Origin of the sequence: Natrialba sp. INN-245 (assembly GCF_009807105.1) — an archaeon.
Classification (GTDB): domain Archaea; phylum Halobacteriota; class Halobacteria; order Halobacteriales; family Natrialbaceae; genus Natrarchaeobius; species Natrarchaeobius swarupiae.
Genome location: NZ_WUBV01000063.1, coordinates 203,323 through 227,381, shown reverse-complemented (window position 1 = coordinate 227,381; position 24,059 = coordinate 203,323). Strand labels below are relative to the sequence as shown.

Here is a 24,059-nt window from a genome sequence, read left to right as displayed (position 1 = left end):
TATAGTAACAACTGAAACGATTCACACACCGATCGCCGATCCGTCTGGCGATCGGGTGTGCATTGACTTTCAGTGGCTACTATAGAGCGACAGTCACCCAACCTGATCGACGCGAATCGACGTCGAGTCGGTGTCGGTTTTCCCGGCCGCGTCGACCACCGTCACCGACGGTTCGGACTCGCCGGTATCGGGGGTGTACCGGGTCGTCGATTCGTTCGTCACTCGATCGGTCGATCCGTCGCCGTCGATGTCCCAGCGATACTCGGCGACGCCCGCCGGAACGTCGCTGTCGCCGGCCTTGAGGGTCACCGGCGTTCCCTCGAGCAGCCAGTCGTGGTTGCTCGAGAGGGAAGCTTCGGGCGGAGGAGTCTCGAGGACGACCGTCTCGGTGCGGTTCTCGCCCGTGACGGTGACGTTTCGGACGGCGGGTTCGTCGACGTGTGGGCCGTCGGCTGGCGGTTCGACGACGACGCTGGTGGGCCCCGACAGCGCGACGCCGCGAGCGTCGTCCTCGCCGACCGACAGTGTGCCGTCGGATCCGGTCTCGGCCGTCGCAGTCAGGTGCTCGTGTTCTCCCCGATGGCCGACGCGAACGGTCGCGTTCGGAACGGACTCGTTCCGTTCGTCGACGACACGGACGTCGAGTCGCTTCGCCTCCGGAAGGGATCGGTCGATCGTCACGTCGGTCTCGGCGTGAACCCGTCCGAGGCCGACCATCGCCGGGCGGCCATCGTCGGTCGGGTCGCCGATCGACCAGGGCTCGCCCGCGTCGGGGACGATCTCCCGCGGAACACCCCGGCGATACGAGAGGTCGTAGGACTCGTTTTTCGGCACTTCGAGGTCGAACGTGCCGTCTTCGTCCGTCCGAACGGCGGTCCCGGTGTCACCGTCGACGGGTGCCACGACCACCGAATCGTTGTCCGCGGGCGTCCCGTTTGCCGTCCGTAGCTGACCACCAATCGTCCGGGCCGACGTGTTCGGCGCGGAGCCGACGTAGACGGCGTTCGTCGTCATCGTTCGACTGCGGTCGTCTCGGATCGTCTCGAGTTCCACGGCCAGACTCATCGTCTCCGCGTCGTCGGGTGCCTCGAGCGTGGCAGTGAGCAGGTCGTCGTCGCGGCCGGTCGAGGCGCGTTCCCAGCCGGTCTCGTCCTCCCAGGGAGGCGTCTCGGTTTCGTCCGTCGCATACCAGACGGTCGGGCCCGAAACCGAGCTCAGTTCGTCAGCGTCGATCGTGACGGTGACCTCGCCGGGATCGACCGCGTTGGTCCCGTTGGCGTCGGGGACCGACACGTCGCGTGCGATCGGAGGTCGATGGTCGATACCGGGCTCGTAGCCGTGGATCGTCACCTCGGTCAGCGTCGTCGTCGAGAGCCTGTCGTCGGGGGCCGAGCCGTTCGCTCGGATCGTCACCGACTCGCCGTGCTCGACGTCGACGTCGGAGATCGACAGGTCGGGGCCGCCGCGGACGGTATCTATCCGTTCGCCGTCGACGTCGACGGTCATCGCGTGCTCGTCGCTCGCCACGATCCGCGTCCCGGCACCGTCGGCGACCGGTCGCCCCTCGACCGCCACACGCCCGTCGTCGATCGAGACGTCCCCGACGAGTGCGATCATCGGGTGGGCGAGGGCGTCGACCGAGTCCGCATCATCCTCGAGAACTGCCCGCCAGCCGTCTCCGCGTAGCTGGCGCTCGTGAGTGGCACCGTCGGCGGTCCGGTGGACGCGCTGGAGTTCCCTGTCGCCGAGTTCGAACCAGTACAGCGACGGATTGTTCCAGACGGTTCGCACCGTCGTTCGATCCTGTCCCTCGAGCGTCCGGTCCCGAGTCGTCCGATGGATCCGATAGGTGGTCGTCTCGAGGTCGTCGGGGTGGACCTTCACGGGCGACGTCCAGTGGGCGCTCGAGTCAGCGTGGTGGAGTTGGAAGACGTCGGGGGTGTCGAGACGGTCGTCACCCGACGCCGGTGTGAGCAGGTACGTCGTCGCGATCGACGTCTCAGGGTCCTCCGAGACGCGGACTGTTCGATTGTCGGCGTCGAGTATCGTCCGCGAGAACTCGGCCCTGTCGCCGCCGGTATCGGTGCTCATCGAGGCGGCGACGGAGTGGTTCGCGAGCGGACCGTACTCCGCGACGATCGGATCGGCGTCGACCCCGACGGGGATCGTCTCCGATTCGTCGAGGAGGACACGCTCCGATCCGTCGACCTCGAGTCGTTCCGAGAGCATCACGAGCGAACCGGTTCGGTCGTCGACGCCGGCGGACCAGAGGACGTAGTCGCCGCTCCCGGCGACGAACGAGGCACGTCCGTTCTCGAACTCGAGCAGTTCCGAGCGGCTGTCGTCCTCGGTGAAGACGAGCAACGCGTCGCCCTCGACTGATCCTCCCGCCGAGAGCGGTCGTTTTTCGACGGTTACGGTTCCGCCGCGGACGAATCCGACGGCGATCGATCGCGGCTCCCCGTCGATGTCGTATCGGATCTCACCGGTGTGAGCGCCGCCGCTCTCCGCTCGACTCCCATCGACCGTCACCGCGAGATCGGCACGTTCGCCGGGCGCGAGCGCGAGGTCCGATCGGTTCACCGAGACGGTCTCCGCCGCGTCTGTCCCTCCGTCGACGGTTCGCGCCGGCGTTTCGAACGAGAGGTCGTGACGGCGATCGCCCCGGTTTTCGAGGGTCACCGTCCGCGTCACGGTCTCGTTCGGACCGACGATTCCAGCGTCGACCGCGCCGTCGCTCGCGACGACGTCGGGTTCGAGTACACGATCGATACCGAGTTCACCGCTTCCGCTCGCGTAGGCGTGTTCGTCCTCGACCGGACGCGCCGTGCTCGTCAGCCACCCCTCGACGTCCGCCGGCGACAGCGTCGGGTCGGCCTCGAGCGCCAGTGCTGTGGCCCCGGCGACCGTCGGGGCGGCGAAACTGGTCCCGGTTCGCGTCGTGTAGGCGTCGTCCCCCGACCCGTCGTAACCGGCTCTCGGTCCGACCACCTCCTCGCCAGGCGCGACGAGTTCCGGTTTGAGGTGGCCCTCGAGCGTCGGTCCCTGCGATGAGTGCGTCGAAACCGTCCCATCAGCGTCCGTCGCCCCGACCGTGATCGCCTGGGGTTCGGTTCCCGGCGTGCCGATCGTCCGCGGTTCCCCGTCGTTGCCCGCCGAGGCGACCACGACGGCACCGCTGTCGACCGCCCACGCGATGCTTTCGGCGATCCGTTCCTCGTCAGTTCCGCCGAAATCGAGGCTCAACAGGACGACGTCGGCGTCCGCGTCGTCGACGGCGTACTCGATCCCCGACGCGATCCGGTCGGCGTCGCCGTCGCCCTCCGCCCGGAGAACCCGGACGTCGACGAGATCGACGTCGGGTGCGACGCCGACGTGTCGGCCGTTGCTCGCCTCGCCGCTTCCCGCGAGGACGCCAGCGACGTGAGTGCCGTGGCCGTACTCGTCGCGCTCCCCGCTGCCCGCAGCCTCCGTGAGGTCGATCCTGTCGACGACGGTCCCCTCGAGGTCGGGGTGGTCGTCGTCGATCCCCGTATCGAGGACCGCCACGGTGATCGACTCCGCCGATCGATCGTCCTGGTTCCAGTCGGCGTCGCCGGTCGGTTCACCGTCGGTCGGCGAGAGCGTCGATCGGTCTATGCCGACGTCGACGACCGGTACCGCGACCAGAGCGACCACCGCCACGACGAGTGCGACGGCTGTCGCGACGACGAGGAGGGACCGGGTGGAGAGCATACTAAGGGGTTACGTACACGCGGTAAACGGTACGTGCACAAAAGAGTAAAGACACCATAACAGTTTCCTCCGGAAGAAACGCCAGATGCCGGAGGCAGTTAGGGATTATCGTCGCGACTATCGGCGGGGACGAACTCGATGATTCGGGACGTCGACTGTCAGGATCACCGTCCTCCCTCGAGTGACGACAGCCGGGGACCGGTCGTGGTCTCTACGGTCGGCTCACGTCCGCCAGTCTCGACCGCGGCCAGCCACTCCTCGACGGTAATCGTCCGTTCGTCGCCCGCATCTCGAGGCTCCGTCCGCGGGATCACGCCTCGAACGTCGGCGGCTTCGGACGGCGGGCCGTCGTACAGCACAAGCGCCACGACCGGAACCCGAATCCGTTCGTCGGCCGCGGGTTCGGAGTCGACGACGAACCGGGACGTCGGCCGACTCTCGCGTCGAAATCCGGGCTCGAGCGAGCACCCGTGTCGCTCGGCCCACCGTTCGAACTCGCGGAGGAGGTCGTCCCGACTCGTTCGCTCCCCAGCGCCGGCAAGCGCGTGGCGCTCCGGTGGCCAGTGTTCGATTCGACAGCCGGCGAGTCGTCCCTCCTCGCTGAGACGGCGGAGTCGGTCGGTGACGGTTTCGACCGTGCCGGCGATCGAACCGGGGAGATGCGAGCGCACGTAACAGACGACGTGACACTCCGCCGGCGGGTCGAACGCCGTCTCGGCCGTCGCCGTCTCACCGGCTGGCATACCCACTCTCCGTGCGCCGAGCGTACTTCCTCGAGACGAGCGACTCGAGCGTCGGAAAGAGCGTGAGTTTCGAGAGCCCCAGTAATCGCTGGAGTTCTCTCAGTGTCGCCTCACCGGTCGCGTAAAGCGCGACGTAGACGAGTTTGGCCTGTGGTGAGACAAGATCGTCCGGTACTGCAAGGTTCTGTTCACTCGTGGACATCATAGCCAGCCAAGACGGCAACGAGTTGCAACATAAAGGTTGGGTGAGTGATCTGTTCACACTGCCCGCTGTCCGTCAGCGCCGGTGGGTCTGCGATCCGCTCTGCGAGGCCACGGGAGATCGGTACAGCAATCGGTCTCATAGGGATTATCGTAGAGGTCCAGAGATTACCCGCCCGTCGGTCGAGACACGGTGTCCACAGCCACGCGGCGAAACGATCGGTTGGCGACGATAATCCCTATCAGTAGACAGGGGTCCTGATCAGTCGGCTTCGTTGGCTTCGATCGACGAGCCGGCGGACGCAGTTCCGCCGAGTCGGCTCGCCCACGACGACGAGACGACGGGTGCGAGCGCGAGAAATGCCATGAAACCGACGAACGCCAGGAGGGCGACGATGGCGACGGCGGCGATCGCGCTGGTCGGGTCGGACGGGACGATACTCGATGCGACGAGACTGGCGAGAGTCATCTGTGTTCAGTACCCGATCGTCAGTCCCTGCATATGAGGGTTACTGAATCGATCGACTATCCGTCGATATCGGGCGCGTCGAGCCCTGTAAGGTGTCAACTAGGCGCACGGTGACGTCGCCCGAGCTACAGCCGACGGACGGCCCCGATCGCACTCGAGAGCGGCGGGGCGTCGAAGAGCTCCCGTCCGGTGTACGCGTTTGCCCCGGCACAGTACATATCGTGGGCGACGGTCAGAACGGCATCCTCGAGCGGATCGGGATCGGTCGTACAGAGGGTTCGCCAGTCGGCGACGCCTTCGCGTTTGGCTTCGGCTTTCGCCGCTTCGACGGACTGGACCCACTCCGGTTGCGTGCGCTTGTGATACTGCCGGAGGACTTCCTTGGAGAGTTGCGTTCCCTCGTAGCTAAACCGATTCTCGTCGAAGGTGCCGACGACGTCGGCGACGCGAATCTCGCCGTCGACGTAGAGACACTCGATTTTTCCGTCTTGATGGTCGAGGCCGGCGGACTCGGCCTGCTCGGTGATAACGCGGTTGACCTCCCGTGCCACCGACTCGAGGTCGTCAACGTCGGCCAGGCCAGCGATCGAGTCGGCCTCCGCCCGGTCGAGGTAGCGGTCGCTCTCCTCGTACTTCGTGGAGAACTCGACGATCGGCTCCGCCAGATCGACGGCTTCCGCCGGCCAGCCGTCGAGCTCGAGTCGGTGATCGGCCGGCTCGGTGCGTCGGCGAAGGCTTGAACCCTCCGGAACGCGGTTGCGAAAGACGATCTCGAGTGGGATCAGATAGTTCTCGCCGGCGGCGTCGTGATAGTGGTCGTAATCGTACTCCCGGCCCTCGTTCGGAAGGTCGGGCACCTGCGTGAGATCGATCGCCATCTCGACCGGCGGTTCGTCGGCGTCCTCGAGGGCGACGACCTCGCCGTCGGCAGCGTCCCGTTCGACGACGCCACGGTAGTGGGTCGGGATATCCGCCGACTCGAGCAACTCGAAGTTGAACGCGCCCATCGTACAGAGACTTGCACCCTTCTCGGGGATGCGGTCCGGCATCTTGCCCCAGTCGAACACCGAGTAGTCGTCGGTGAAGACGAACGCACCTTGCCCGAGTGACTCCGCGGTGGGTTCCGTTTCGACTCGAAACTCCTTGACGCTCGTCACCGACGCCACCCCGCTCCGGAACGATCGCGGTCGTTCATATTCGCATTCGCGAGGCGGTCCCCCAAGAAGGTTTCAGTATCGGTTCCAGCCAGCCACAGTTACGACGTAAATTATCCGCCAGCGGCCGCGAAAGTATCGTAATTCACAGAATCGCTTATAAAGGGGGCCACAACTGATTTTATAACATAGTGGAACGTTTTCGGAAATGTCACGGCCACCACGACTCGGTCCGGACGGCACTCGGAAGCGGCTGTCCGAACTGAAACAGCGGATTTTCGACGGCATTCGAGAGCGGCTTCCCTCGACCACGACCGATGCCAGCAGCGATCGAGACGGGTCAGGCGGTGATCCGAAGGGTTCCGACGGCAGTCCGTCGATGCTGTCACGGCTCGTTCCCGATCGAATTCGACGAAGTTACGTCGCCAAGTTCGGTATCGGTATTCTCCTCGCGGTGGTGTTGATCTCTCTCGTCTCGGGGTTTTTCTATCTCGACATCTCGAACCAGATCACCGAGAACTCCCAGGACGAAATCCAGATGGCAGCCGAGTTCGAAGCGGAAGAGCTCGGTAACGAACTGGGCGGATACGAGCAGACGGCACAGATGCTCGCGAACAACGAGCGGATCGTCGACCGTTCGGATCACCGGATTCAGCTAACCTTAGAAAACGAGCACATCCGCGGGCCGGACAGCATCCACTCCATACACCACGTCGACCTCGAGACGGATACGGTCACCCAGAGTACGAACGAAGACGACATCGGAACCGACGTCACCGAACTCGATCTGAACGTGCACACCCGAACCCGCGGCGCGGCGACCGAGCACGCGTACGAAGATATCGTCGTTATGCGACTCGATTCGACGTATACGGACACGTTCGAATACAACGGGGAGGACGTCGTCGCGTTCATCAGTCCGGTCGACCACTCCGATAGCAACGGCGCGATCATGATCCTCGTCTCGGCGTCCGAACTGGCCGACGGATTCGACAGTACGGACGAAGATAGCCACGTCGAGGTCGTCGATTACGGAGAAAACGACGTGTTGCTTTCCCAGAACGACGAACAACTCTACTCGACGTACCGGGACGGAACTGCCGACGAGGTCATCCAACGAGGGGCGGACGAACCGGGAGCAGTCGAGTTCGACGACACCGACGAAGTCGCCGGATACGCACTGGTGCCGGGGACAGACTGGGTGTTGGTTACGCACACAACCCAGTCGAACGCATATGCACTCGCCGACAACGTCGCAACGTCGTTGATCGCACTCATCGGAGTCTCGGTTGCGACCCTCCTCGTCATCGGTGCAACTGTCGGCCGATCGACCGCGAGTACCCTCGGAGATCTGGCTGACGACGCCACCGCACTCTCGGACGGCGATACCGACGTCGAGATCACCACCGACGGCCGAATCGACGAAATCGGGCAAGTCCGGAATTCGTTCCGCGAGATCAGCCAGTACATCGAGACGGCGACCCACCAGTCCGACGCCATCGCCAGACAGGCGTTCGACGATCCCGTCCTCGAGGAGGACGTCCCCGGCACGCTCGGGAAGTCCCTCGAGACGATGCGGACAGACCTCGAGAGCTACATCGAGGACGTCGAAGCCTCGAAAGCCGAAGCCGAAGCCGCGAGTCAGGAGGCTGCCGAAGCCAGACGTGAAGCCGAGGAACTCGCCGACCGGCTCGAACGAAAGGCGGCGGAGTTCGGTGCAGTGATGGCCGTCGCCGCCGACGGCGACCTGACCCAGCGTCTCGACGAGGACGTCGACAACGAGGCTCTCGCCGAGATCGCGACCGCGTTCAACGAGATGGTTGCCGAACTCGAACGCACCATCGTCGACATTCAGGCTCTCGCCGAGGACGTTGACGACGTCAGCGCAGACGTCACCGGCCGCGTCGAAGAGATCGAAAAGGCTGGCGGCGAAGTCAGTCGTTCCTCCGAAGAGATCGCGACCGCTGCCGCAGAACAGAGCGACCGCTTCCAGGAGGTCTACGGCGAGATGAACGACCTCTCGGCGACCGTCGAGGAGATCGCTTCGACCGCCGACGACGTCGCGACCGTCTCCAGTGACGCCGCGGATCAGGCTGCCGTGGCCGGCGACGCGACCGACGAGATCCAAGACGAGATGGATCGACTCGAGAGTCGCGCCGAGGCGATCACCGAGCAGGTCGAACGACTCGATTCGGAGATGAACGAGATCAGCGAGATCGTCGGAATGATCGACGAGATCGCCGATCAGACCAACTTGCTCGCGCTCAACGCCTCCATCGAGGCCGCCGCCGCCGGCGAGGAGGGTGACGGCTTCGCCGTCGTCGCCAACGAAGTCAAGTCCCTCGCCGAGGAGACCGGCGAGGCAACCCAGGAGGTCGACGCCCTCGTCTCGAGTGTCCAGTCGTCAGTCGACGAGACGGTCAACGAGATCGACCGCATGCGCGAGCGGGTTACCGCCAGCGCGGAGACCGTCGAGGACGGTATCGAGGCGATCGACGCGATCACCGAGCGGGTCGAGACCGCAAACGAGAGCATCCAGTCGGTCAACGACGCCACCGACGAGCAAGCTCGAGCGAGCGAGCGCGTCGTCACGATGGTCGACGACGCCACCGAGATCAGCGAGAACACGAAAGCCGAGACCGAGACCGTCGCCGCCGCGGCCGAAGAGCAGGCCGCGACCATCTCCGAAGTCGCCGACGGAGCCCAGTCGCTGACCGCGATGGCCGACGATCTCCGCCTGTCGCTCGACGCATTCGACGTCGACGGACGCGGCGACTCCGACGGCGATCAGCACAACGACTTCGAGGAGTCCGAGCACGAGGGAGAAACCGGCCTCGTCCTCGAGCACGACGAGGAGACCGACCTCGCCACCGCCGACACGGAGGACTGATACGGATTGCTGTACCGTGTTACCGCTGAACCCGCAGACGGGTCGCGGGTTCGGCGGTAGCGACTGACAGTAAACCGTATGACAGGACCGGTGGAACGGTTTTTTTCGGTGTGTTCGCAGACGGATCGTGGTCGTCCCGGCTGTGGCGTACAGCGGCACCTTCCGAGACGGAGCATTTGAACGGAGTCGCACGTAACCGCGGTCGATCTGTAGTTTCAGTGGTAAGTCAGGTAATATTATAAAACGACCGCCAGCCGTCGAATGCGGTCTGTTCGCGGCAGTCGGCTGCACGGATCCATCAAGTTTTTCTCACTGTGCCGGCATCGTTGTGACGATGGAACGACCGGTGACCGAAGCCGATCTGACGTTCGAATGCGTACCCGACACCGACCAGTCGTTCGAGAACGCGCTGGCGAAAGCACGTGACGGCGATCGACTCACCGTCGACGACGCCGTCGAACTCCTGACGACGGGAACCGACATCGACGGCATCGACCGTCGGCGAAAAGAACAGGTACTCGAGGCTGCAGACCGCCGCCGGGCCGAGGTCGTCGGCGAGGAGGTCACCTTCGTCGCCAACCTCAACAACAACGTCACGACGGCGTGTAACGTCGGCTGTCTGTTCTGTAATTTCAAAGACTCCGCTCACACGTTCGAGACCGACTACGAGGGTGAGATGACGGGGTTCACCAAAACGCCCGCGGAATCGCGAGAGATCGTTGCCGACGCAGTCGACCGCGGTATCTACGAAGTCACCTCTGTCTCCGGACTTCACCCCGCGTTCGTCCTCGACGAGGAACATCGCGAGATCCTCGAGGGTCACCCGAACCCGAAGGAGGTCAACTACATCCCGGCCGATCGGTACGAGACCGATCCTGGGACCTACGTCGAACAGATGGCCGCGATGAGCGTCGACGGGGTTCACGTCCACTCGATGACTCCCGAAGAGGGGTACCACGCCCGCCGGGGAACCGACTTGACCTACGAGGAGGTGTACAGTCGGCTGCAAGACGCCGGTCTTGACACCGTTCCCGGCACTGCCGCCGAAATCCTCGTCGACGAAGTACGGGACGTTATCTGTCCCGGTAAGATCGGCACCGACGAGTGGCTCGAGGCGATGGAAGCCGCCGCGTCGGTTGGTCTCGGACTGACGGCGACGATTATGTACGGCCACGTCGAAAACGAGGCTCACCGCGCGGTACACTTACAACGAATTCGAGAGCTTCAGGACCGCGTCGACGGCGCAATTACGGAGTTCGTCCCGCTCTCCTTTATTCATCAGAATACACCGCTTTTCGAACACGACGTCGTCTCCGGCGGCGCGAGCACCGACGAGGACGAACTGATGATCGCCGTCTCGAGGCTCTTTCTCGACAACGTCGATCACGTCCAGTCCTCGTGGGTCAAATACGGCGACGAGCAGGGGTTGAAGATGTTGAACTGCGGAGCCGACGACTTCATGGGAACGATTCTCTCCGAAGAGATTACTAAGCGAGCCGGCGGTACCTACGGCGAGTTCCGCTCGTTCGAGGAGTACGTCGACCTGATCACGTCGATCGGCCGAACGCCGGTCGAGCGATCGACCGACTACGACCGTCGCCGAGCGATCGATGCCGACGATCCGCCGTTCGGACCCGAACTCGGGCCGAACGCCGACGGAACGCCGCTTTTGACACGAGAGGAGCGATCCGAACGGGCGGTCCTCGCGGACGACTGATACGGATCGCGGTACCACTGTCCCGGCGAACCCGCAGACGGGTCGCGGGTTCGGCGGTCCCGACTGACAGTAAACCGTATGAGACGGATTGCTGTCGGCAGCTCGGGTCGAGAGCTCGATCACGTTGCCCGATCTCGAGGCCTGGTCGACTGGGGGTACTGGTACAGGTAGCGAGGGCGAAGGGCCCTCGCCAGATGATGACACAGGCGGCCACCAAGATCGATGCGACGACGAGAAGATACAGGATTCGCGGGCCGCCGACCACAGCGGCAGTTCCAGCGCCGAGAAAGACACCGACGAGCGCCGCGTTAGCTCCGACTCGAAGCGTATCGATTCCATCCGGAATCCGGGATCGGTCGTCTTCCACGACAATAATAAATATCCTCCAAGGACTAATAAAAACTGTTAACTATTAGATTATTATTCATAATAAGTGGATGTCGGACGTGTGGCGACGGAGCTACTTGCAAAACAACCTCACTGCGAACGAACAAACGATTCGAAAGACGAAACCGCGTTAAATGTAGTCGATACTCGGCGGGAGTTCGAGTTTCATGCCTTTGCGCTCGCGGATTTCCATGATCTTATCACGCTGGAGCGAGTCGGACATAACCTCGAAGCCGGCGTTTTCGGTGTTCCAGGAGGCACGACCTTCAGTCGCGCTACGGATGTCCGAGGCGAACCCGATCATCTCGCCGACGGGTGCGATACCCTCGACGACCATGAGGTCTCCCTCCTGGTACATGTCGTCGACGCGGCCACGACGACCCTGGATTTCGCCGGAGGCGGCACCCATGTGGTCGTTTGGCACGTCGATGCGGACGTCCTGCATCGGTTCGAGCATCTTGATCGTGCCGTCGATCAGCGCCTTGTGGAGTGCGTTTCGGGTCGCGGGGATGACCTGTGCTGGACCACGGTGGATGGTGTCTTCGTGGAGGCGGGCGTCGTGCAGGCGGATGAGCGTCCCCTGGACTGGCTCGTTCGCGAGTGGGCCGTTATCCAGCGCATCCTCGAACCCCTCGATCACGAGTTCCATCGTCTCGTTTAAGTGCTGAATCCCCTTCGTATCGTCGATGAGGATGTTCGTCCCGTGGATGTGCTCGACTTCCTGGGAGTCGTCCTTGTCCATGCCGGCTTCTTGCAGGGCCTCACGACGTTCCTGCTCTGGCATGTCCATCGAAGCCTCGCCCATTTTGATCGTCTCGACGAGTTCGTCCGTCATCGGCTCGATGGAGACGTAGAAGCGGTTGTGGCGGTTCGGCGAGATGCCTTCGATCTCGGCGCTTGGCTCTTGGGACTGCTCGCGGTAGACGACGATCGGCTCACCGGTGTTGACGGGGATTCCCTGGTTCTTCTCGATACGCTGGGTGATGACCTCGAGGTGAAGCTCACCCTGTCCCGAGATGAGGTGCTCGCCGGTGTCCTCGTTGATGGTAATCTGGATCGTGGGGTCTTCCTTGGAGACCTGACGCAGCGTTTCGATCAGCTTCGGCAGGTCGTCCATGGTCTGGGCCTCGACGGACTTCGTAATGACGGGCTCGGAGATGTGCTCGATCGATTCGAACGGCGTCATCTCGGTTTCCGAGACGGTCGAGCCAGCGATGGCGTCGCGAAGCCCGGTGACGGCGGCGATGTTCCCCGCGGGAACTTCGTCGACTTCCTCGCGCTCTCCACCCATGTAGATCCCGACGGACTGAACGCGGTTTTTCCCGGCAGTGCCGGAGACGTACAGCTCCTGGCCCTTCTCGAGGCTACCCGAGAAGACACGACCCGACGCGATTTCGCCGGCGTGTGGGTCCATCGAGATGTCGGTAACCATGAAGACGACTTCGCCGGATTCGTCGACGAGACGCATCTGGTCGGCAAGGTCGGACTCTGCGTCACCGCGCCAGATGCGTGGAATACGTCGAGGCTGTGCGTCGACCGGGTTCGGGAAGTGCTCACAGACCATGTCGAGGACGACGTCCGACAGCGGCGTCTTCTCGTGAAGCTCCTGGCGCTTATCGGAGCGCTCGAGTTCCATGATCTCGGCGAAGTCCATGCCGGTGCGTTGCATCGAGGGCATCGAGACGCCCCACTTGTACAGCGCGGAGCCGAAGCCGACGGTGCCGCCCTCGACGGAAACGGTCCAGTCGTCGACGTCGTCCATGTCCTGAGTCATCCCACGGATGAGTTCGTTGACGTCGTGGATGACCGAGAGCAGACGCTCTTGCATCTCCTCGGGGCCCTCCTGGAGTTCCGAGATCAGGCGGTCGACCTTGTTGATGAACAGGGTCGGCTTGACGCCCTCGCGAAGGGCCTGGCGCAGAACGGTTTCGGTCTGTGGCATGGCACCCTCGACGGCGTCGACGACGACGAGCGCACCGTCGACGGCGCGCATCGCGCGGGTCACGTCGCCACCGAAGTCGACGTGGCCTGGCGTGTCGATCAGGTTGATCAGGTGGTTGGTATCTTCGTACTCGTGGGTCATCGACACGTTCGCCGCGTCGATGGTGATCCCACGTTCCTGCTCGTCTTCTTCCGTGTCCATCGCGAGCTGTTCGCCGGCAGTCTCGTCGGAGATCATGCCCGCACCAGCCAGCAGGTTGTCAGAAAGCGTTGTTTTCCCGTGATCGACGTGAGCGGCGATGGCGATGTTCCGGATGTTCTCCGGTTCGTCCATCAGCCGTTCACACTCTTGGACGATCTTCTTGCGTCGGCCCATATACTCCCTGTTACCGCCAGCGGGGTCAAAAGGGTAGTGTTTCGTCGCCGGTAGAATTCGACGCGTATCCCCGCTCGGAGACGTGAATATCCAATTTGCGTGAGTGAATGCCACGCAACGAGGTAGAACGCACCGTCGAAACTCGCGATCCGGTCGAGATCGGTAACAGGTACAGTCTGCGAGAACGGGCGTAAGAGACATACTGTAACGGACCTAGTACCGTACACGCATGGATATACGAGTACAGGGCTCCGGTCCGACCGCTCCGTTTCTCAGCGCTCGAGGTCTCTTCGAGACCGAACACGACCTCACCCTGCCGGTCTACGTCCAGCTCCGGGAGGACCCGGACGAACGAACGTGGGCCGCCCACTACGACGACCGCCACGTCTTAAATATCTCGAGACAGGCCGCCTCGAGTGCGATGGCACGCGAACTTGCCCTCCACGAGTTCGCCCACATGGCCAGACACGAACAGGAACATCCCTCCCACGTCCAGTCGACCGAGGAGGTACTCTACCTCGCACTCGCCGGGAAAAGCGTCGAGCGTCGAAAGCTCTCTCACTGTTATCAGATCGCAAACCACATGAAAGACATCTACGCCGACGACATCACGCTCTCGGTCGGCCCCGGCGAGAAACTGCTGTCGTTTCTCGAGTCTGGTCTCGCGGCGGCGGTCGCAAACAGGTCAGAGACCCCGACTCGGCCGGGACTCGAGCGGCTTTCGCCGAGCGCGGATCCCGAGATTACGGCGGTCAACGCGGCGTTTGCCCTCGCACTCGCCGAGCGCCACGACCTCGTCGACGACGATCATCGACTGTACGACCTCGCACACGCGGCGGCAATGGACGCTCCCGACGTGGAGTTCGCGGGGTTCAAGCGTCGCTTTCGGGAACTCGCCCGCGAACCCGACTCGAGTACCTACCGACAGGTGCTCGTCGACGCGACCCGGTCGTACGCCGGTGGGCCGGGGGCGGCAGCCGACTGAACTCGTCTAACGCAGTGGAGAGGATTCCTGCGACGACGCCACAGCCGATCGTGACGAACGCGAACAGCAGCGAGCCACCCACCAGCGCCGCCAGAAGCGAAAGCAGCGACAGCGACCCGGTAACGAGCGAGAGCGTTACGCAGAGCGCGCTCCGGATTCGTAACTGACCGAGAATTACCGCGGTCAGTCCGCCGAACGACACCAGCGCCAGAGCGAACAACAGCGTCTCCTGTAGAGCGAAGACGACCAGAAAGAACGCCACTCCGACGACCAGACCCACGGCTCTGTGGAACGGTCGACCAGAGCCGAAGATGCCGAGAAGCATATCTCATCCATCTGCCGTTAGTGGCAAAGTATTGCCATTTCCTCGAGTGACCGGCAGCACGTCGGGCGGACGTGCCTGGATCGATCGAACGATCGGCCCGCTCGAGACCGTAGAGTACGGACTCGATGGTCGGTAAAATCGAGAAATGAAGACGGTGTCGAGTCGGTTAGCGTGCGGCCGCCGCGACGCGCTCTTTCTCCTCTTTCTGACTGATCGCGTACGTCTGGACGTCGTAGTTGGCCGCGCCGGTAAGCTGGCGTGTAATGGCCTCGGGGACCGACGTCTGCGTCTTGAACGAGTCGTTGTGGACGCCTTCGGCCAGGAACTTAAGCGCCTGGTCGACCCGGCGCTGTGGGGCAACGTCGACCGCTTTTGGAACCGAGATACCACCGTATTTCAGGCGGACAGTCTCCTCGCGCGGCGCGGCGTTCTCGACGGCGGTAACGAGCACCTGCACGGGGTTCTCCTCGGTGCGCTCGTGGATGAGTTCGAACGCCTCGCGGACGAAGTTCAGGTTCTGCTGTTTCTTGCCCGTGTTCTCCTCGGACTGCATGAGTCGGTTGATGAAGCGCTCGACGATCGAGATCTGGGACTTCTGGAACTGCTTGCTCGCGTGGCGACCGGCGGTGTGTGCGACCGGCGTCACCGAGATATACCGTTCCGTCGAGGGGTCCTCGTAGGCGATCTCGTCGATCTCCCACGTACCGAACAGCTTCGCGCCGACGTCGGCACCGCCCGCAGGGGCGTCCGGGTCGGGTTGGTCTTCTGCTGCCATGTTATCGCACCGGTTTCTCCGCGTTTCCGCGAACGAGTTCCAACAGCGCGACGCCGTTGACTTTGTCGACCTTGTAGTTGACACCCGAGAGGTCGCCCATCGCACGACCCTTCGCCCCACCGATACCGGCGATGGTGACTTCGTCGTGTTCGTCGATGAACGAGATGGCGCCGTCACCGGGACAGAACGCGGTGACCTGTTTGCCGTTTTTGATCAGCTGCACCCGGACGCATTTCCGGATCGCCGAGTTGGGCTGTTTGGCCTCGATGCCCACCTTTTCGAGTACGATACCTCGTCCTTGCGGGGCACCCTCAAGGGGGTCGGACTTCTCGCGGAGGCCCCGTGCGCGGCGCGCGTAGTCGGAGTCGGACCACCGCTGGTTCTGGCGGTCCTTCTTGAGCTTACGCGCGGCGTACTTGCCGTTTGCCATGGAAGTCGCTATCCGACGGAGGCACTTAAGCGACCCGTTTTCGAGTTCCTCGAGACGGTCTGAGATCGATCTAACAGGGTGTAAGAAGAGATATGAGCGCGTTTCGGTCCTCGAGAACCCGTCTCACCGCGTCGCTCGCTTTCCGGAGTAGTTGAAGGTGGGCGAGAACGCGGCTGTCAGCACCGCTCGAGGCCAAAGACGTCAGTGAGAGCGGACACTGCTGGATCCTATCGTGAACGAAGACCTCCCACCCCTGTCGCGGGAACGGACAACGGGAGCGTCGTGATAGAGATACGAGCGCATACCTCCGCCTTCCCGTGAGTGACGAGTGTTCCGACAGAACGTCGGAACCGAGGAGCGAACAGGCGGGGGTCAAGCGGACACTCAGGGCACACAAACCACCGTACTGTGGCCGGACTGGATGACTGACCGAAGGGTTTTGTCGTGGCTCAACATACTGGAAACTGCTACGGAATCGGTGAGACGCCGGCCCCCAACAGACAAGGGGCGGTGACGGACGCGGTCTGTTCGTCACACGGCAATGACATCGATTCCGATGGGGCCTGCGTGACCGGGCCACAGCCCTATAGCGAGGGTGAAACGAGAGTTTCGCCGGTATCAAGCGAGAAAAGCGCTCTCGCGGCATCATCGGAAGACTGTGTCTTCCGAGATGCTGCCGGTTCCCTCTGAGTGCGGGTTGGAACCGCAACGTCCTGCTTCGGCAGGCCGGTCATCCGGTGGCCGGATGCCACGGCCTTCAGGCCGTGGAGGAGGTCACGAGAGAGACTCGAGTGCAACGAGAACCACCAGGACACCGACGCGAGCCTCGTACCCGCACAGCCTCATACTCGCACACAACGGGCACCACGTCGACCGAACGATTGATATTTTTCGAGTTTCTCTGGAAAGTAACGATGTTCGGAGCGCTGAAACGTCTGTTCTCGAGTGAATCTAACGGTACTGACGATGGTGAGGACGGCAACGACGCCAACGACGTCGGTACGGAACTCAACGATGGACTCGAGGAGAAAGCCGAACTCGGGGACGAACTCGACGAGGCGTACGGAGACCTCGAGACGGCGATCGACGAGTATCGGTCGACGGGACTCGAGAGCGACGCTGATCGGATCGGAACCAGCCTCTACGAGATTCGGGAGCGTCTGGACGAACTCGAACGCCACACGGAGGAGATCGTCGAGACGTTCGAAGCCGAGGTCGGGGACCCCCACGAGGAACCCATCACGGTGGATATGGATCTGCGAAAGCTGTACAGCGAACTCGAGATGGAACTCGAGTCGGTCCGGAAAGAGAAACGGGAGATACAGACGGACGTCAACGCGTACGAGGACGATGTCGACGGCTACGTCGAGGTGTGGTCGATACTCGAGACGGATTCCGACGAGGAGTTCGTCGCACTCGCGAGCGACGACGACGTGATGGCGGCGGTAAACGAGTTTCACGAAACGTACGCACCCGACGAAGACGAGTTCTGACGCCGGACCGCGCCGATTTTCGATCGAGAACTAGCCGCTACCGCTCGCTCAGATCAACTGGACGTCACTGATGTCGAAGTGCCGGTCCGCGAGCCTGCGCGCCGCCTCGATAGTCCGGCCGTTCGTGCCGATCGCGACCCCGCGGTCGTCTTCTGCAACCTCGACGTAGGCGACGATATCCTCGTTTTCGCTGATCGTGACGTTGTAGACCGCCGCGGGTGCGAGGGTGTTCGCGACGAACTCCTCGGGGTCGTCGGCGTCTTCGACGAGCCGGACCGACGCATCGACGCGCTCTTCGTACTGCTGGATCGTCCGACCCTCGGTCCCGATCGCCTCGCCCATCTGCCCGCTCGAGACGACGACGATCAACCGGTCGTCGGTCGGTTCGCCGTCAGTATCGTCCTCGAACAGACAGTCGATTCCGTCCGCTCCGGTGACGTCTTCGAACAGCGCGAGATGTCGGCGAGCGTCGTCGTCGAGGGTAAGGTCCATCGATTACTCTGCCTGTCGACCGCTCGAGGTCGTCGACCCCATCCGGAGGTCGACGTCGCCGGTGCCGAGTTTGATCGGTTTGCCGACGATGACGTTCTCGGTGACGCCGTCGAGTTCATCGATCTCTCCGTGGATCGCGGCATTGAGGAGGTGGTTGACCGTGACCTCGAACGCCGCACGCGCAAGGACCGATTGCTTCGAGCCGGAGATACCGTGACGCCCGATCGACTCGATCTCGCCGTTGTTCGTCATCATGTCCGCGACCAACATCAGGTGTCGGACGTTGACGTCGTCCAGTCCCTGCTCGGCCAGCGTGTTGTTTGTCTCCTCGATGATGGCCTCTCGAGCCGCCTCGATACCGAGGTTGCGGTGGATCTCGTGGATGTTGTTACACGTCGTCCGCGAGGCGTCGACGCCTTCGATCTCTAAGACGTCGCCGAAGGCCGATCCCTCGGTATAGAGGACGAACTCCTCGGTATCGTCATCCATCTCCTCGCGTCGGATAACGACCCGCGAGACCTCTTCGATTCCTTTGAACGTGATATCACGGAGCTCCTCGACCAGCTGGAGGAGATCGCGGTAGGACGGCTCCTCTGGCCCGAACTGGATCTCGGTCCCGTTCTGGACCGTCTTTACACCGAGGTTGTCCTCGATGATCTCGGCGACCTCCTCGGGCGTGATCATCCGCTCTTCGAGCGTATCGCGGTTGAGCGAGATCTGTACTCGCATGTCCGCGACGTTCGTCGAGACGTCGCCCAGCGCCAGAATCTTCGTCGCTTCGATGTTCCAGACGACCTCGTGTGCCTTCTCGCGTTCGGTGGCGTACTCGTCTTCGAGGTGGACGGTCATCATCGGCGTATCCGGCGTCTTCCGGGCGTCGACCAGCTCGATAAGACGGGGAAGACCCTGTGTAACGTCGATCTCCGCGACCCCCGCGTAGTGGAACGTGTTCATCGTCAGCTGGGTTCCCGGTTCGCCGATCGACTGGGCACTTACGGTGCCGACCGGGTCGAGCGGGTCGACTCGAGTCCCCAGATATCGCGTCTCGACGGCCTTCGCGAGTTCGTCCGCGTCTTCGACGGTCGCGCCCTCGCGTCCCTCGAGTTCCGCGTAAACGTCGTCTTTGAGCCGTCGGGGGAGGTTGGTATCCTCGACGACCGCAATCGTATCGTCGTCGACATCGTATGTGACTTCAGTCATCGGAGGTCACCTCCGCACCCTCGACGAGACGATCGTCCGCGTGTTCGGAGAGGTTCGTCACCTCACGCCGCTCACCGAGGAACTCACGTCGTTCCTCTTCGGAGGCGAACTCCGAGTCGAGGACGCGGCCGGCGATTTCGCCGACGTCGATCGCGTTCTCCTCGCCGGAAGAGACTTTGACCGGCGAGGTGCCGTCCTCGCCGAACTCGAACTGGACGATGGTGTCGCTCGTATCGCGAACCGTGCCGTCGTACTGGGTCTCGAGTTCCGAGAGTGCGTTGATCAGCCGACGCTGGAGGTAGCCGGATTTCGACGTTCGCACTGCGGTGTCGACCAGGCCCTCGCGTCCACCCATCGCGTGGAAGAAGAACTCCCGTGGAGTGAGTCCGCTGGTGTAGGAGTTCTCGACGAAGCCGTGTGCTTCCGCCGAGAGATCGTTCGGTTCGTAGTGGCTGAGCGTGCGGTCCTCGTAGCCACGGTTGATCCGCTCGCCGCGTACTGCCTGCTGGCCGACACAGCCGGCCATCTGGGTCAGGTTGAGCATCGAACCACGGGCACCCGAACTGGCCATGACGACGGCCGGGTTGTCGTCGGTGAAGTTCTCGTCCGCGATGTTACCAGCGTTGTCACGCGCACGCGAGAGCGTCTGCATGATCTTCATCTCGAGGGTCTCGTCGAGCGTTCGGCCGGGCAGAGACTCGAGTTCGCCCCGTTCGTAGGCTTCGATGAGTTCCTCGACGCGGTCGTTTGCGTCCTCGATCGTCTCGTCGATCCGGGCCTGTGCTTCCTCCGGGATCGTCTCGTCGTCGATACCGATCGAGAACCCGAAATGCATGATCGCCCGCATCGCGAGCGTCGACACCTCGTTGATGAAGATCCGCGAGCGAGTGTTGCCGTAGGCCTTCGTGATCCGGTCGACGATCTCGCCGCCGAACTCTCCAACTTCGTCCTCGGCGATCGTTCCCTCGACGAGTTGGCCGTCCTCGACGATCACGTCGTCGCCGACCGTACCGGTAAACTCGAGGTTGAGGTCGTCGGGTAGCAGTTCGCTGAAGACGTCGTGACCGGTCCAGAACGGATCACCCTCGTCGTCGACGCCGCTCGGTTCGGGTAGTTCGTCGATCCGCGTCGCACGCAGGAGATCAAGCGCCTGCGTCTCGTTGAACCGCGGATTGTCGTGGGTGAGCAGGTACGTTCCGCTGATGTGGTCCTGGATCGCGCCGATGATGTTCTCGCCGAACCGCGGCGAGAGGATCTGCTCCTGGACACGCATGAGGACGCGCGCTTCTGCGCGGGCCTCCTCGTTCTGGAGGGCGTGCATGTTCATCTCGTCGCCGTCGAAGTCGGCGTTGTACGGCGGACAGACGACGGTGTTGAGCCGGAACGTCTTGTACGGCATGACCACCACCTCGTGGGCCATGATCGACATCCGATGGAGCGAGGGCTGGCGGTTGAAGATGACGATATCGCCGTCGACCAGATGGCGGTTGACCTCCCAGCCAGCCTCGACTTTCTCTGCGAGCTGTTCGCAGTTCTTCTCGGTCACCTTCAGTCGGCGGCCGTCGGGTCGGCGAACGTAGTTCGCACCGGGATGACCCTCGGGACCGTTGGAGACGTACCGACGGGCCTCCTCGAGATTGCGCTCGGTGACGTTCATCGTCTGGGTCATCTCTTTGGCCACGCGGTCCGGGACGCCGACCTCGTTCAGACTGAGCGTCGGGTCCGGCGAGATGACCGTTCGGGCCGAGAAGTTCACGCGCTTTCCGGACAGCGAGCCACGGAACCGACCTTCCTTGCCCTTTAGACGCTGGGAGAGGGTCTTGAGTGGACGTCCGGAACGATGTCGTGCCGGTGGTGTCCCCGAAATCTCGTTATCCATGAACGTCGTGACGTGGTACTGCAGCAGTTCCCAGAGGTCCTCGATGATTAGCTGGGGCGCGCCTGCCTCGCGGTTCTCCATAAAGCGCTGATTGATCCGGATGATGTCGACCAGCTTGTGCGTGAGGTCGTCCTCGGAGCGCTGGCCGTTGTCAAGCGTAATCGACGGCCGTGTCGTCACGGGTGGAACCGGCAACACGGTGAGAATCATCCACTCGGGACGCGAGCGCTCGGAGTTGATGCCCAGCACCTCGATGTCCTCGTCCGGGATCGCCTCGAACCAGTCCCGAATATCACTCGGCATCAGCTTGTTCGTGTCCTCCTCGGTGAGATCGATATCGAGCGTCGATTCGATCGCCGCCCGCTGGCTCTCCCGTGGCCGGAACGAGCCAGAGAGGATCTCGTTGACCCGCGAGATGTCGATGTCGGTCTCCTCGGCGAGTTCGTCCGGCGTCGTCCGCTCGCCGTCCTCGCCGCCTTGCATTGCCGCCGCGATGCGCTGGGAGTACTCGCTGGTCAGAACCTGCTGAACCTCGTAGTACGTGGTCGGCTTCTCGTGTTCGATATCGTACTGAACCTCCCCACAGTGAGGACATCGATCTTTCTTCCGTGCCTGTCGAATCGCCGCTTTCAGTACGTCCTGTGGATCACGACCGAGACGGTGTGCTTCCGAAAGCCGGTCGCGAAACTCCTGCTTTTCGTCTTCGGTGAGCAACAGTCGCGAACACTCTCGGCACGTCCCACGCAGCAGTCGACGGATGAGTTTCGTAAAGCCGACGTGAATGACCGGCGCGGCAAGTTCGATGTGTCCGAAGTGACCCGGACACGATCCCGAATGCTGTCCACAGGTCGGACACTCGAGACCCGGATCGATGACGCCCAGACGCGTGTCCATCAGCCCCATATCGATGGGGAACCCGTCGTCGTCGTAGGTGTCCGCCGTAATGACCTTCGTGACCGAGAGGTCCCGATACGTCTCCGGGTCCATGAGCCCGAACTCGATCTCGTCGATTTCTTTTGGTGTTTGAATTGACATATTAGACTGCGTCCTTGAGGTTGAGCCGTGGTCGAATGCCGAGTGCCATCATCTCGTCGAGCAACAGTTTGAACGCGTAACTGATTTCGACGCGGTGGATGTCGCTTTCGTCCCCGGTGAGCTGGTCGTAGACACGACGTTGATTGACGTCCTGGACCGCGATCATACCGGTTTCGGCCGAGATGTAGACCTCCTCGCGGTCGGATTCGTCGACCAGTCGTTCTTTGAGCGTCATCGCCGCGCCGTGACCGATGAACACGTCCCGTTCCATCTCCCCGATACGGAGCCCACCTTCGCGAGCGCGACCCTCAGTGGGCTGGCGGGTGAGCACCTGCACCGGCCCGCGCGAGCGAGCGTGAAGCTTGTTCGAGACCATGTGGTAGAGCTTCTGGTAGAAGATGATCCCGACGAAGATTTCGGCCTCGATCTTCTCTCCGGTGACGCCGGAGTACATCGTCTCCTTGCCCGCGGAGTCAAAGCCGTTGGCCTCGAGTCCGTTGCGGAGTTCGTCCTCGTCCTCGCCGAGGAACGGCGTGCCGTCCACTCGCCGACCCTCCATCGCGCCGAGTTTACCGCCGATCATCTCTAAGATGTGTCCGACGGTCATCCGCGAGGGCAGTGCGTGTGGGTTCAAGACGAGGTCGGGCACGACGCCTTCCTCGGTGAAGGGCATGTCCTCCTGTGGTGCGAGGTGGCCGACGACGCCCTTCTGGCCGTGGCGACTCGCGAACTTGTCCCCGAGTTCGGGAATTCGCTCGTCGCGCACGGAGACCTTCGAGAGCTTCGAGCCGTCCTCGCCTTCCATCAGTGTAACGGTATCGACGACGCCACTCTCTCCGGAGCGCATCGTCACGCTCGTCTCTCGGCGCTTCTGTGGGGAGAGTCCGCCCATGTCGTCTGGTTCCTCTAAGAACCGTGGCGGGGAGGTCTTCCCGAGCAAGACGCTGTTCTCGTCAACCCGGGTCTCCGGATTCACGAGACCGTCCTCGTCGAGGTGCGCGTAGGCCTCCTCGCCGCGAGCGCCGCGAACGTCCTGGCTCGGAATCTCGAAGCGATCCTCCTGACCACCGGGGTAGCGTCGTTCTTCGCCCTCGTAGGTCCGGAAGAAATGCGACCGGGCGAGTGCACGCTCGACGCTGGCTTTGTTCATGACCAGCGCGTCCTCGATGTTGAACCCTTCGTAGCTCATCACGGCGACGACGAAGTTCTGGGCTGCGGGCCGCTCGTCGAAACCGATCTGTTCGGTCGTCTGGGTCTTGACCATCGATAGCTGCGGGTAATGCAGCAAATGCTGGCGCGTATCCGGTCGGATCCGGTAGTTCGCACTGGGGAGGCCCAACGACTGCTTGACCATTCCTGCCCCCATCGTAATGCGGGGCGAGGCATTGTGCTCTGGGTACGGGATCATCCCCGCACCGATCCCGAAGATCAGCGAGGGATCGATCTCGAGATGAGTGTGTTTCTCGTTCAGATCGTCCTCGTCGACCGCCACGTAGATGTCCTCTTCTTCCTCGGCGTCGATGAACTCGATGTAGCCGTGGGAGACGAGATCCTCGAACTCGAGGTCATCGTCGCGAACCGCCTCGATTTCCGCCTCGGAGATGCGTGGTTCGCCGTTCTCGACGACCAAAAGCGGGCGACGAGCGCGACCTGCGTCGGCGTTGACGATCACTTCGCGGGTACGTTCTTTGACCGAGACGTTGACCATCTCGCTGACGTCGCCGATGCGACGCGCTTCGCGGATCTGTTCTGCGAGTTCGTGCGGATCGGGATGGGTCCCCACCAGCGACCCGTTGACGTAGACTTTGGCTTCTCGTTGTTGGCTGCTCATG

At 62.7% G+C, this 24,059-nt stretch carries 16 protein-coding genes; 4 read left to right on the top strand and 12 right to left on the bottom strand.

Annotated features, from left to right (window positions below):
• Positions 1-93 precede the first annotated feature (93 nt).
• The 5 genes from GRS80_RS17645 to GRS80_RS17625 all read right to left on the bottom strand — a co-directional run bounded on the left by GRS80_RS17645 (position 94) and on the right by GRS80_RS17625 (position 6,305).
• Entirely contained in the window at positions 94-3,735 is a 3,642-nt protein-coding gene (locus tag GRS80_RS17645) for a S8 family serine peptidase (protein WP_160048696.1), read from the bottom strand.
• A 164-nt stretch (positions 3,736-3,899) separates the two neighbouring features.
• Positions 3,900-4,478, bottom strand: a complete 579-nt coding sequence (locus tag GRS80_RS17640) for an HTH domain-containing protein (protein ID WP_200840416.1) — start codon at positions 4,476-4,478, stop codon at positions 3,900-3,902.
• Positions 4,465-4,680, bottom strand: coding sequence for a MarR family transcriptional regulator (locus GRS80_RS17635; RefSeq protein ID WP_160049064.1), 216 nt, complete (start codon positions 4,678-4,680; stop codon positions 4,465-4,467). Before GRS80_RS17635 ends, GRS80_RS17640 begins: the two co-directional genes overlap by 14 nt.
• A 261-nt stretch (positions 4,681-4,941) precedes the next feature.
• Positions 4,942-5,148 carry a hypothetical protein gene (locus GRS80_RS17630; protein ID WP_160048695.1) on the bottom strand — a complete coding sequence of 69 codons (207 nt, stop codon included), beginning with the start codon at positions 5,146-5,148 and terminating at the stop codon, positions 4,942-4,944.
• A 125-nt stretch (positions 5,149-5,273) separates the two neighbouring features.
• Entirely contained in the window at positions 5,274-6,305 is a 1,032-nt protein-coding gene (locus GRS80_RS17625; RefSeq protein ID WP_343161634.1) for a phosphoribosylaminoimidazolesuccinocarboxamide synthase, read from the bottom strand.
• Between the two features lie 376 nt (positions 6,306-6,681).
• Here GRS80_RS17625 and GRS80_RS17620 point away from each other — a divergent pair, with 376 nt between their 5' ends.
• Positions 6,682-9,192, top strand: a complete 2,511-nt coding sequence (locus GRS80_RS17620; RefSeq protein ID WP_235019799.1) for a methyl-accepting chemotaxis protein — start codon at positions 6,682-6,684, stop codon at positions 9,190-9,192.
• Between the two features lie 334 nt (positions 9,193-9,526).
• Positions 9,527-10,909 (top strand): 7,8-didemethyl-8-hydroxy-5-deazariboflavin synthase subunit CofH, encoded by a 1,383-nt coding sequence (gene cofH, locus GRS80_RS17615; RefSeq protein WP_160048693.1) that lies wholly within the window; start codon positions 9,527-9,529, stop codon positions 10,907-10,909.
• Positions 10,910-11,426: 517 nt separating this feature from the next.
• Here cofH and GRS80_RS17610 read toward each other — a convergent pair.
• The gene (locus GRS80_RS17610) at positions 11,427-13,613 is read right to left on the bottom strand and encodes an elongation factor EF-2 (protein ID WP_160048692.1); all 2,187 of its coding nucleotides are present in this window, start codon (positions 13,611-13,613) and stop codon (positions 11,427-11,429) included.
• A 229-nt stretch (positions 13,614-13,842) separates the two neighbouring features.
• On the opposite strand from GRS80_RS17610, the gene GRS80_RS17605 reads away from it, so the two are divergent.
• Entirely contained in the window at positions 13,843-14,598 is a 756-nt protein-coding gene (locus GRS80_RS17605) for a DUF5781 family protein (protein ID WP_160048691.1), read from the top strand.
• Between the two features lie 491 nt (positions 14,599-15,089).
• Here the strand turns inward: GRS80_RS17605 and GRS80_RS17600 are convergent, their stop codons facing one another.
• Together GRS80_RS17600 and GRS80_RS17595 are read right to left on the bottom strand one after the other, a co-directional pair.
• Complete coding sequence (locus GRS80_RS17600) at positions 15,090-15,698, bottom strand: 30S ribosomal protein S7 (RefSeq protein ID WP_149080121.1); 609 nt, start codon at positions 15,696-15,698, stop codon at positions 15,090-15,092.
• Position 15,699: 1 nt separating this feature from the next.
• On the bottom strand, positions 15,700-16,128 hold the full coding sequence (locus tag GRS80_RS17595; RefSeq protein WP_149080122.1) for a 30S ribosomal protein S12: 429 nt from the start codon (positions 16,126-16,128) through the stop codon (positions 15,700-15,702).
• A gap of 914 nt (positions 16,129-17,042) precedes the next feature.
• On the opposite strand from GRS80_RS17595, the gene GRS80_RS17590 reads away from it, so the two are divergent.
• Positions 17,043-17,621: a hypothetical protein gene (locus GRS80_RS17590; RefSeq protein ID WP_160048690.1), complete on the top strand. Its 579-nt coding sequence runs from the start codon at positions 17,043-17,045 to the stop codon at positions 17,619-17,621.
• Positions 17,622-17,669: 48 nt separating this feature from the next.
• Here the strand turns inward: GRS80_RS17590 and GRS80_RS17585 are convergent, their stop codons facing one another.
• The 4 genes from GRS80_RS17585 to rpoB are packed head-to-tail and all read right to left on the bottom strand — an operon-like array spanning position 17,670 to position 24,058.
• Entirely contained in the window at positions 17,670-18,113 is a 444-nt protein-coding gene (locus GRS80_RS17585; protein WP_160048689.1) for a NusA-like transcription termination signal-binding factor, read from the bottom strand.
• Between the two features lie 3 nt (positions 18,114-18,116).
• Positions 18,117-19,313, bottom strand: coding sequence for a DNA-directed RNA polymerase subunit A'' (rpoA2, locus tag GRS80_RS17580; RefSeq protein WP_160048688.1), 1,197 nt, complete (start codon positions 19,311-19,313; stop codon positions 18,117-18,119).
• On the bottom strand, positions 19,306-22,227 hold the full coding sequence (locus tag GRS80_RS17575) for a DNA-directed RNA polymerase subunit A' (RefSeq protein ID WP_160048687.1): 2,922 nt from the start codon (positions 22,225-22,227) through the stop codon (positions 19,306-19,308). Before GRS80_RS17575 ends, rpoA2 begins: the two co-directional genes overlap by 8 nt.
• A gap of 1 nt (position 22,228) precedes the next feature.
• Positions 22,229-24,058, bottom strand: a complete 1,830-nt coding sequence (gene rpoB / locus GRS80_RS17570) for a DNA-directed RNA polymerase subunit B (protein WP_149080127.1) — start codon at positions 24,056-24,058, stop codon at positions 22,229-22,231.
• Position 24,059: the final 1 nt, after the last annotated feature.

What these genes read in the sequence shown, in the direction of transcription:
- GRS80_RS17645 (WP_160048696.1), bottom strand. Translation starts at nt 3,735, where the DNA reads ATGCTCTCCACCCGGTCCCTCCTCGTCGTCGCGACAGCCGTCGCACTC.
- GRS80_RS17640 (WP_200840416.1), bottom strand. Translation starts at nt 4,478, where the DNA reads ATGCCAGCCGGTGAGACGGCGACGGCCGAGACGGCGTTCGACCCGCCG.
- GRS80_RS17635 (WP_160049064.1), bottom strand. Translation starts at nt 4,680, where the DNA reads ATGTCCACGAGTGAACAGAACCTTGCAGTACCGGACGATCTTGTCTCA.
- GRS80_RS17630 (WP_160048695.1), bottom strand. Translation starts at nt 5,148, where the DNA reads ATGACTCTCGCCAGTCTCGTCGCATCGAGTATCGTCCCGTCCGACCCG.
- GRS80_RS17620 (WP_235019799.1), top strand. Translation starts at nt 6,682, where the DNA reads ATGCTGTCACGGCTCGTTCCCGATCGAATTCGACGAAGTTACGTCGCC.
- cofH (WP_160048693.1), top strand. Translation starts at nt 9,527, where the DNA reads ATGGAACGACCGGTGACCGAAGCCGATCTGACGTTCGAATGCGTACCC.
- GRS80_RS17610 (WP_160048692.1), bottom strand. Translation starts at nt 13,613, where the DNA reads ATGGGCCGACGCAAGAAGATCGTCCAAGAGTGTGAACGGCTGATGGAC.
- GRS80_RS17605 (WP_160048691.1), top strand. Translation starts at nt 13,843, where the DNA reads ATGGATATACGAGTACAGGGCTCCGGTCCGACCGCTCCGTTTCTCAGC.
- GRS80_RS17600 (WP_149080121.1), bottom strand. Translation starts at nt 15,698, where the DNA reads ATGGCAGCAGAAGACCAACCCGACCCGGACGCCCCTGCGGGCGGTGCC.
- GRS80_RS17595 (WP_149080122.1), bottom strand. Translation starts at nt 16,128, where the DNA reads ATGGCAAACGGCAAGTACGCCGCGCGTAAGCTCAAGAAGGACCGCCAG.
- GRS80_RS17590 (WP_160048690.1), top strand. Translation starts at nt 17,043, where the DNA reads ATGTTCGGAGCGCTGAAACGTCTGTTCTCGAGTGAATCTAACGGTACT.
- GRS80_RS17585 (WP_160048689.1), bottom strand. Translation starts at nt 18,113, where the DNA reads ATGGACCTTACCCTCGACGACGACGCTCGCCGACATCTCGCGCTGTTC.
- rpoA2 (WP_160048688.1), bottom strand. Translation starts at nt 19,313, where the DNA reads ATGACTGAAGTCACATACGATGTCGACGACGATACGATTGCGGTCGTC.
- GRS80_RS17575 (WP_160048687.1), bottom strand. Translation starts at nt 22,227, where the DNA reads ATGTCAATTCAAACACCAAAAGAAATCGACGAGATCGAGTTCGGGCTC.
- rpoB (WP_149080127.1), bottom strand. Translation starts at nt 24,058, where the DNA reads ATGAGCAGCCAACAACGAGAAGCCAAAGTCTACGTCAACGGGTCGCTG.